The organism is Pseudomonas sp. PB106, assembly GCF_009764645.1.
Lineage (GTDB): Bacteria > Pseudomonadota > Gammaproteobacteria > Pseudomonadales > Pseudomonadaceae > Aquipseudomonas.
Genome location: NZ_RWIM01000156.1, coordinates 1 through 7,502 on the forward strand (window position 1 = coordinate 1; position 7,502 = coordinate 7,502).

Genomic DNA, 7,502 nt, shown 5'->3' on the forward strand with positions numbered 1-7,502 from the left:
GCGATAGCGGAGTGTCAGTTGAAACAACTGTATCTGACACTCCGCTATCGCGAGCAGGCTCACTCCTACATTAGATCGGTGTTAGCCGATGGATTGGGTTTCAGTCAGTTCCTCGAGGGTTTTCCCCCGCGTCTCCATCCCGAACAGCCACACCACCCCCGCCGCAATCGCAAAGCACGCCGCGCCCAGCGCAAACACCCCGCCCTGCCCGGTTATCGGGAACACCAGCCCGGTCACCAACGGCCCGAGCAATGAACCCACGCGACCAATCGCCGAGGCGAACCCCGAGCCGGTCGCCCGCGCCGAGGTCGGATACAACTCCGGCGTGTAGGTGTAAAGCACCGCCCACATGCCGAACAGGAAAAACTGCATCAACAATCCGGTACTGATCAGCAGCGCCACGTTGCCGCCGAACACCGCGCTCTGCCCATACAGAAACGCCATCACCCCGCCGCCGAGCAACGTGACGATGCACACCGGTTTACGCCCCCAACGCTCGACCAGCCAAGCGGCCATCAGAAACCCGGGAATCCCGCCCAGCGAAATCAGCACGGTGTAATACACCGACTGCGTCACGGCAAAACCCGACTGTTGCAGCAGCGCACTCAGCCAGGACGTCAGCCCGTAGAAGCCGAGCAAGGCGAAGAACCACAAACTCCAGATCATCGTCGTGCGCTGGCGGTACTGCGGCGACCAGATTTGCTTGAGCGCCGAGAAGAAGTTGCCCGGTGGCGTCACCGTGCGCGGCAGACGAATCGGTTGCGGCAATGCCGCGCCGCCCAGCGAGGCACTCACCCGCGCTTCGATCCCGTTCAACACTTTGTCCGCTGCGTCATCGCGTCCGGCCTGTTCCAGCCAGCGTGGTGACTCGGGAATGAAAAAACGGATCGCCAGCACAAACACCGCCGGCACCGCGAGGACCAGAAAGATGTCGCGCCAGCCAATCAGCGGCAGCAGAAAGTACGACAGCACGCCCGCCGCGACAAAACCCAACGGCCAGAAACCGTCCATCAACGCGATATAGCGCCCGCGCCGTTGCGCCGGAATCAGTTCCGAGAGCATCGACTGGGCAATCGGAAACTCCATGCCCATGCCGATCCCCAAGAGAATCCGGAACAGCGTCAGCGTCTCGACCGTCTGCGCCGTCGAGCACAGGTAACTGGCCAGCCCCCACAACACAATGCTCCACTGGAACACCGGTTTGCGCCCGAAGCGATCGGCGAGCATCCCCGACAGCGACGCGCCCAGGACCATGCCGAAAAAACTCGAACTGGCGAGCAATCCGGCCTGGGCGCTGCTCAGGCCGAATTCGGCTTTGATCGAGCCCAGCAGGAACGTCATCATCGCCAGATCCATGGAGTCGAAGAAAAACGCCAAGGCGATGATGATGAAAATGATCCGGTGATAACCGCTGACTGGCAGACGTTCGAGCCGTTCTGCCGCGCTAAAGCGTTGAGTGTCCATGCCGTGCTCCCCCATCCGAAAAATCCCCGGATCGAGTGTGCGCGATAGTCATTCGAAGGTCGTACTCATTGCGACCTGCTTGCATTCGTGAGCGACGGCAATCAGCAAAGCCGGCACGACGACCTCTCTACAACGCCATTTCCAGCTCGGTTTCCTTGGCGAAACGATGGATTTCCCGTTGCCCGGTAGCGGTCAATTGCAGTGCGCGCGAATCATTGGGCAACGACAGCCAGCCGGACTGCATGAACAGTTGCAGCAACGCCGCCCCCAGTGTTCCACCCATGTGCGGACGTCTCTCGCTCCAGTCCGGACAAGCGCACGCCACCTGCACATTGCGGTGGGCCAGGGCCTGAATGAACACGCCACGCTTGGCCAGTTGCGTGGAGCCCTTGTAGGTCACCACCACCCGATGTTCGAGCTGCTCGATCCAGCCGGCATCGAGCAGGCGCTGATACAGATCGGCAGCGAGGGTGCCACCCAAATGGTCATCGCAGAAACGTGCGCGCAACAACGACGACGGCGCGGCCTGGGACTTGGCAAGCGGTGTGCTGCGTTTGAAGACCGCCGGCACTTCCCGGGGAGCACTGGCGATGGTGGCGCTGGCCAGTGCCTCGATCGCGGCGCCGATCTCGGGAGCGGCCAGGCGAAAGAAACGCTTGCGCCCGCGAACTTCGATCTTCAACAGACCGCCAGCGGACAAACGCCCCAGATGGGCACTGGCCGACGATGGCGAGAGCCCTGCCAGCAGCGCCAGCTCTTCGGTTTGCCGGGCCGAGCCATCCATCAACGCCCACATCATCGCGCTGCGCTTGGGGTCGGCCAGCAACGTGGCAATCTGGCTGATGCAAGGTGCATGTTCCATGTGTTCACTCCCTGTTGAATCGTATCGTCTACTGCTCGGAGACATCTTGGCCGGTAATGAGCCATCGGCCAAGACGCGAAAATCGCCATGAACCGGGACAAGGCAGGCCACTGACGCAGCCTGCTTCGACACAGAACCCGCAGCAGTTGCGCGACCGTCACCCGAATACTGGCGACGCCGTGCAAGAGTCTCCGGGCCGGGGTGTCGGTGCTGGCATGAGGCGGGCGCTAGTATAAGCGGGTTAGCCCCCGCGTCCCGCGCCGGAGCCTGCGCGAGTGGTGATTGTTCCTGACAGAAATTTCTCTATTTACGTGCGACTAATGATCAACCTCCGAAAAAACGGGAAATTGACTACTCAAAGCAGCGCATCGGCTGGCGAGCATTTCCCTCAGAAGGTTCACCGGCTTACTCAATTGTGCGCGATGGGCGCACAACAAATTCAGCGGTGCGCGCTCACACAGCAGCTCCGGCAGCAGTACTTTGAGACGCCCGGCGAGCACATCGGCGCCCACGTCCAGCCACGACTTGTAGGCGATCCCGGCGCCGGCCACTGCCCACAGGCGCACCACGTCGGCGTCATCACTGAAGCGATCGCCGCTGACGGTCAGGCCGACTTCACGTTTGCCGTCGTGAAAACTCCAATGGTCATGAACGCGGCTGCCAAGCATGTAGAGCAGACAGTTGTGCTGGGCCAGTTGTTCGAGCTGGCGCGGTTCGCCGTGCCGGGCCAGATACCCCGGGGAGGCGCACAGCACACGCCGGTTTTGCGGGGCGATGGGCAAGGCGACCAGGCTCGAATCCTCCGGCTCGCCGTAGCGCAAAGCGATGTCCACCGGCTGGCGGAACAGGTCGGCAATGCGGTCGCCGAGCAACAGGCGCACGGTCAGCTTCGGGTGTTCGCGCTGGAACTCGTCGAGCCAGGGCAGCAACAGGTTACGGCCGAAGTCCGAAGGCGCGGACAGCTGCAAAACGCCACTGACCTGATCCTGCCCGCTGGCGAGCAAGCGCCGGCCTTCATCCAGATTGCTCAGCGCCGCCCGCGCGTATTCGAGAAAGCCTTCGCCCTCGGCGGTCAGGCGCAGGCTGCGGGTCGAGCGAGCGAGCAAGCGTGCGCCGAGCTGCTGTTCGATGCGCTTCAACGCTGCACTGGCTACCGCTGCGGACATGTCCATCACCCGCGCGGCCGCCGACAGACTGCCCAGATCCGCCGCCCGGACAAACAACTGCAAGTCATCGAAACGCAGCATCTTCAGCCTCGATTATCAAAAAAATATTGAAAGAGACTGGTCTTTTAGCCGGTTTTATCTTGGAGAGATATAGCCAATCATCGCCCCATCGCATTCATCCCTCTGCTCTGGAGCCGAGCATGTCCCAGCCCTTCACCGCCATTGCCACACTGGTCGCCAAACCCGGCCAACAGGATCTACTCGAACAGGGCCTGCGCGCACTGGTTAAGCCGAGCCGCGCCGAAGCCGGTTGCAGCCGGTACGACTTGCATCGCGACCTCGCCGACCCACAGGTTTTCTACGTGATCGAACACTGGGCCAGCGAAGCGGTACTGCAGGCACACAACGCCAGCGCGCATTTTCAGCACTTCCAGGCCAGTGCCGGCCACACCATCGAACACTTCCAGCTCAAACGCCTCGGCGCGATTGCCTGAGCCCTTCTTCTATTAACTGTACGGAGCCACTTATGAAAGCCATCGCCTATTACGCTTCTCTGCCGATCAACGACGCCAAATCCCTGCAAGACATCGAACTGCCAGAACCGGTCGCCGGCCCGCGCGACCTGCTGGTGGAAGTCAAAGCCATCTCGGTCAACCCGGTCGATACCAAAGTGCGGCAGAACGTGGCACCGGAAAACGGCGCGGCGAAAGTGCTGGGCTGGGACGTCGCCGGTGTGGTCAAGGCTGTCGGCAGCGAGGTGACGCTGTTCAAGGCTGGCGACAAAGTCTTTTACGCCGGCTCCATCGCCCGCGCCGGCGGCAACAGCGAACTGCATGTCGTCGATGAACGCATCGTCGGCCATATGCCCAAGTCGCTCGGTTTCGCCGAAGCCGCCGCCCTGCCGCTGACCGCGATCACTGCGTGGGAACTGTTGTTCGAACGCCTGCAAATTCGCGAGGGCAAAACCGATCAAGAGCAGAGCTTGCTGATCGTCGGCGCGGCGGGTGGCGTGGGTTCGATTCTGACGCAACTGGCCAAGCAGTTGACCGCTCTGAAAGTGATCGGCACCGCGTCCCGCGAGCAGACTCGGGACTGGGTGAAAGCGCTGGGCGCCGATCTGGTCATTGACCACAGCCAGCCGCTGAGCGAAGAACTGAAACGCGCGGGCATCAGCAACGTGACCCACGTTGCCAGCCTGACCCAGACCGATCAGCACCTGGATCAACTGGTTGAAGCGCTGGCGCCACAGGGCAAACTGGCGCTGATCGATGACCCGAAATCACTGGACATCAGCAAACTCAAACGCAAGAGCCTGTCGTTGCACTGGGAGTTCATGTACACCCGCTCGCTGTTCGAAACGGCGGACATGATCGAGCAGCACAAGCTGCTCAATCGTGTGGCTGAGCTGATTGATGCCGGAACGTTGAAGACGACGGTGGGTGAGCATTTCGGCACGATCAATGCGAGCAATCTGCGCCGCGCGCACGAGCTGCTGGAAAGTGGCAAAGCCAAGGGGAAAATTGTTTTAGAAGGTTTCTAAAGTCAAAAGATCGTCCGAACGCGGCCCGAGCCTTCGGCAGCTCCTACAGGGGTGACGAGCCACGATTTAGTGGGCGCGCCCGTGTAGGAGCTGCCGCAAGCTGCGATCTTTGCCGTCAGTCCGACAGTTGACCCTTGTCACAATTGCGATCGTATTCAGGACTACAATCGAAGCCTCTGCGATACATCTTTTACGCAAGGGAGGTCAGCAATGAAGATCCTGATAAAAGAAGTGGCAAAGTCTCAATGGCAGGTTCGTCTGGACCAACACGCCGTGACATTTCGCAGTGAAGCCGAAGCACTGGCCTTCACCCGCACCCTCGAAGCGCGAATTTGCGCGCCCCACGCGTTTCCCGACCGCAGCCAGCAGCGCGCTGCCGGCTGAGGATTCACGCCTCGGCCTGAGCTTGCGCCAGCGTCCGGGCATTCTGCAGACGCCGGGTGAGCATCGCGACGCACACCACCAGCACACCGCAAATACTGATGACGATCGCCATCGGTACAGCCGTGCCGTCGTGCAACACCCCCACCAGCGCTGAAGCGCCAGCGGCGACGCTGAACTGCATGCAACCGAGCAACGCAGAAGCACTGCCGGCGCGGCCGCCCTGCCCGTTCATTGCACAGGCTGCAGCGTTGGGACTGATGCAGCCGAGGCTGGACACACAGATGAACAGCGGAATCAGCAGCGGCCACAGGGATTCGGTGTGCATGGCGCTGACTGCGAGCAGCGTCAGCCCCGCCGCCAGATAAACCCACACCGCCCGCGCCAGCAGGAACGCCGGGCCACGCTTGGCCAACAGTCGCGCATTGACCTGCGCGACCAGAATGAAACCCGCCGCGTTGGTGCCGAACAACCAGCCGAAATGCTCGGCGGGCACGCCGTACAGCTTGATGAAGATGAACGGCGAACCGGCGATGTAAGCGAACATGCCGGCGATGGCGATACCACCGGTCAGGGCATGGCCGAGGTAGACGCGATCCTTGAGCAGTCGCCCGTATTGGCGCAATGCACCGGACAACGGTTGGCGCGGCATGTGCGCCGGCATGCTTTCCGGCAGACCCAACGCGACGGCCAGTCCGGCCAGCGCGCTGAAACCGGTCAGCACCAGGAAAATCGACTGCCAGCCCGTGGTGTTGACCAGCAGACCGCCGAGCATCGGCGCCAGAATCGGCGCCAGGCCCATCACCAGCATCAACTGCGAGAAGACCTTTGCCGAGCCGACCGCGTCGCACTTGTCGCTGACCACCGCCCGGGAAATCACCATGCCCGCGCAACCGCCCAACGCCTGCACGAAGCGCGCGCCGATCAGCCATTCGAGGTTCGGCGCATAAGCGCAGGCCAGCGATGCCAGGGTGAACAGCGAGAGCCCCACTAGCAGCGGAATACGTCGGCCAAAGCGATCCGCCACCGGGCCGTAAAGCAGTTGGCCAATCGACAAACCGGCGAAATACGCCGCCAGCGTCATCTGCACATGTTTCTCATCAGTGCCGAACGCCAGCGCCATCGAGGGAAATGCGGGTAAATAGAAGTCGATTGCCAAGGGCCCGAAGGCGGTCAAGGCACCAAGAATCAAAATGGTACGGAAGTTCATCAGGCATCCAGTCAGGCAAGTCGGCAGCCCGACAGTTTAGCCGTGCCCGGACCCCTTGAACATTCCGATAGCTCGCTAACTAAAAAAATCAGACGAGCTTGACGGCATAGCCTTCTTCGCTGATGACCTCGATCACCTGTTCGGCGCTCAGCGCGCTTTCGACGCCGACCTCTTTTGCCGCCAAATCGACCCGCACACTCGCCGCCGGATCTTTGGCCTGGACAGCGTTGGTGATGGCTTTGACGCAGTGACCGCAGGACATGCCTTGAACATTGAACACTTGCATGGAAAGACTCCTTTGAGTGAGGTTGCCGGCAGTCTCGAGCTTGCCACGATGGCAAGGTCAAGTTCTTGAATAAACTGCCGGGCTGGCAATCGGCGCCGCGCTCGGCCAAGCTGCGTACATCAATGACTCGATTCAGGAGATTCAGCCATGCGCTGGTCAGCTTTCAGCCTGTTTGGCTTTCTCAGTCTCTTTGCCGCCGTCCCTCAAGTGCAAGCCGCTGGCGAGGATTACGCGGTGCTGATCATTTCCCGCGAGCGCCTGGAAGTGTCGACCTCCTGCGAGATCGGCGTGTACATCCAGGATCAGCTCTCAGCGCGGTTGCTGCAGGAGCAAAGCATTTCCTTCAACTTGCCGCCGGGAACTGTATCGCTGCGTTTGAAGTTGTTGCCGGGGCAAGTTGCCGGTTGCAATCCGGGGATGCTCGCGCCGGGTTCGCAGGAGATCAAACTGCGTGCCGGTGATGTGCTGAAGTATCGGTTGGCGATGAATTCGGAAGGCGTCTATCTGAAACGCGCCGATCTCGAATACTGAGTCGTTAGCCAAAAGATCGCAGCCTTCGGCAGCTCCTACATTGGAATGCAATTCTCTGTAGG

General features: G+C 61.1%; 9 protein-coding genes. 4 read left to right on the top strand and 5 right to left on the bottom strand.

Annotated features, from left to right (window positions below; translation table 11 throughout):
* Positions 1 to 81: 81 nt before the first annotated feature.
* The 3 genes from EJA71_RS20230 to EJA71_RS20240 form a co-directional block, all read right to left on the bottom strand.
* The gene (locus EJA71_RS20230) at positions 82 to 1,464 is read right to left on the bottom strand and encodes an MFS transporter (protein ID WP_158959356.1); all 1,383 of its coding nucleotides are present in this window, start codon (positions 1,462 to 1,464) and stop codon (positions 82 to 84) included.
* A gap of 127 nt (positions 1,465 to 1,591) precedes the next feature.
* Positions 1,592 to 2,326, bottom strand: a complete 735-nt coding sequence (locus EJA71_RS20235) for a helix-turn-helix transcriptional regulator (protein WP_158959357.1) — start codon at positions 2,324 to 2,326, stop codon at positions 1,592 to 1,594.
* Positions 2,327 to 2,643: 317 nt separating this feature from the next.
* Positions 2,644 to 3,573 carry a LysR family transcriptional regulator gene (locus EJA71_RS20240; RefSeq protein WP_158959358.1) on the bottom strand — a complete coding sequence of 310 codons (930 nt, stop codon included), beginning with the start codon at positions 3,571 to 3,573 and terminating at the stop codon, positions 2,644 to 2,646.
* Between the two features lie 119 nt (positions 3,574 to 3,692).
* Here EJA71_RS20240 and EJA71_RS20245 point away from each other — a divergent pair, with 119 nt between their 5' ends.
* The 3 genes from EJA71_RS20245 to EJA71_RS27390 all read left to right on the top strand — a co-directional run bounded on the left by EJA71_RS20245 (position 3,693) and on the right by EJA71_RS27390 (position 5,416).
* Positions 3,693 to 3,986 (top strand): putative quinol monooxygenase, encoded by a 294-nt coding sequence (locus EJA71_RS20245; protein WP_158959359.1) that lies wholly within the window; start codon positions 3,693 to 3,695, stop codon positions 3,984 to 3,986.
* A 32-nt stretch (positions 3,987 to 4,018) separates the two neighbouring features.
* Positions 4,019 to 5,032, top strand: coding sequence for a zinc-binding alcohol dehydrogenase family protein (locus tag EJA71_RS20250; RefSeq protein WP_158959360.1), 1,014 nt, complete (start codon positions 4,019 to 4,021; stop codon positions 5,030 to 5,032).
* 210 nt (positions 5,033 to 5,242) lie between these two features.
* Positions 5,243 to 5,416, top strand: a complete 174-nt coding sequence (locus EJA71_RS27390) for a hypothetical protein (RefSeq protein WP_178113732.1) — start codon at positions 5,243 to 5,245, stop codon at positions 5,414 to 5,416.
* 4 nt (positions 5,417 to 5,420) lie between these two features.
* On the opposite strand, the gene EJA71_RS20255 is transcribed toward EJA71_RS27390, so the two are convergent.
* Together EJA71_RS20255 and EJA71_RS20260 are read right to left on the bottom strand one after the other, a co-directional pair.
* Positions 5,421 to 6,623: a multidrug effflux MFS transporter gene (locus tag EJA71_RS20255; RefSeq protein WP_158959361.1), complete on the bottom strand. Its 1,203-nt coding sequence runs from the start codon at positions 6,621 to 6,623 to the stop codon at positions 5,421 to 5,423.
* 88 nt (positions 6,624 to 6,711) lie between these two features.
* Complete coding sequence (locus EJA71_RS20260; protein WP_034154772.1) at positions 6,712 to 6,909, bottom strand: cation transporter; 198 nt, start codon at positions 6,907 to 6,909, stop codon at positions 6,712 to 6,714.
* Positions 6,910 to 7,056: 147 nt separating this feature from the next.
* On the opposite strand from EJA71_RS20260, the gene EJA71_RS20265 reads away from it, so the two are divergent.
* Positions 7,057 to 7,440: a hypothetical protein gene (locus EJA71_RS20265; protein ID WP_158959362.1), complete on the top strand. Its 384-nt coding sequence runs from the start codon at positions 7,057 to 7,059 to the stop codon at positions 7,438 to 7,440.
* Positions 7,441 to 7,502: the final 62 nt, after the last annotated feature.

Bases quoted from the DNA above. Each gene is read 5' to 3' on its own strand.
- EJA71_RS20230 (WP_158959356.1), bottom strand. From the start codon at position 1,464: ATGGACACTCAACGCTTTAGCGCGGCAGAACGGCTCGAACGTCTGCCA.
- EJA71_RS20235 (WP_158959357.1), bottom strand. From the start codon at position 2,326: ATGGAACATGCACCTTGCATCAGCCAGATTGCCACGTTGCTGGCCGAC.
- EJA71_RS20240 (WP_158959358.1), bottom strand. From the start codon at position 3,573: ATGCTGCGTTTCGATGACTTGCAGTTGTTTGTCCGGGCGGCGGATCTG.
- EJA71_RS20245 (WP_158959359.1), top strand. From the start codon at position 3,693: ATGTCCCAGCCCTTCACCGCCATTGCCACACTGGTCGCCAAACCCGGC.
- EJA71_RS20250 (WP_158959360.1), top strand. From the start codon at position 4,019: ATGAAAGCCATCGCCTATTACGCTTCTCTGCCGATCAACGACGCCAAA.
- EJA71_RS27390 (WP_178113732.1), top strand. From the start codon at position 5,243: ATGAAGATCCTGATAAAAGAAGTGGCAAAGTCTCAATGGCAGGTTCGT.
- EJA71_RS20255 (WP_158959361.1), bottom strand. From the start codon at position 6,623: ATGAACTTCCGTACCATTTTGATTCTTGGTGCCTTGACCGCCTTCGGG.
- EJA71_RS20260 (WP_034154772.1), bottom strand. From the start codon at position 6,909: ATGCAAGTGTTCAATGTTCAAGGCATGTCCTGCGGTCACTGCGTCAAA.
- EJA71_RS20265 (WP_158959362.1), top strand. From the start codon at position 7,057: ATGCGCTGGTCAGCTTTCAGCCTGTTTGGCTTTCTCAGTCTCTTTGCC.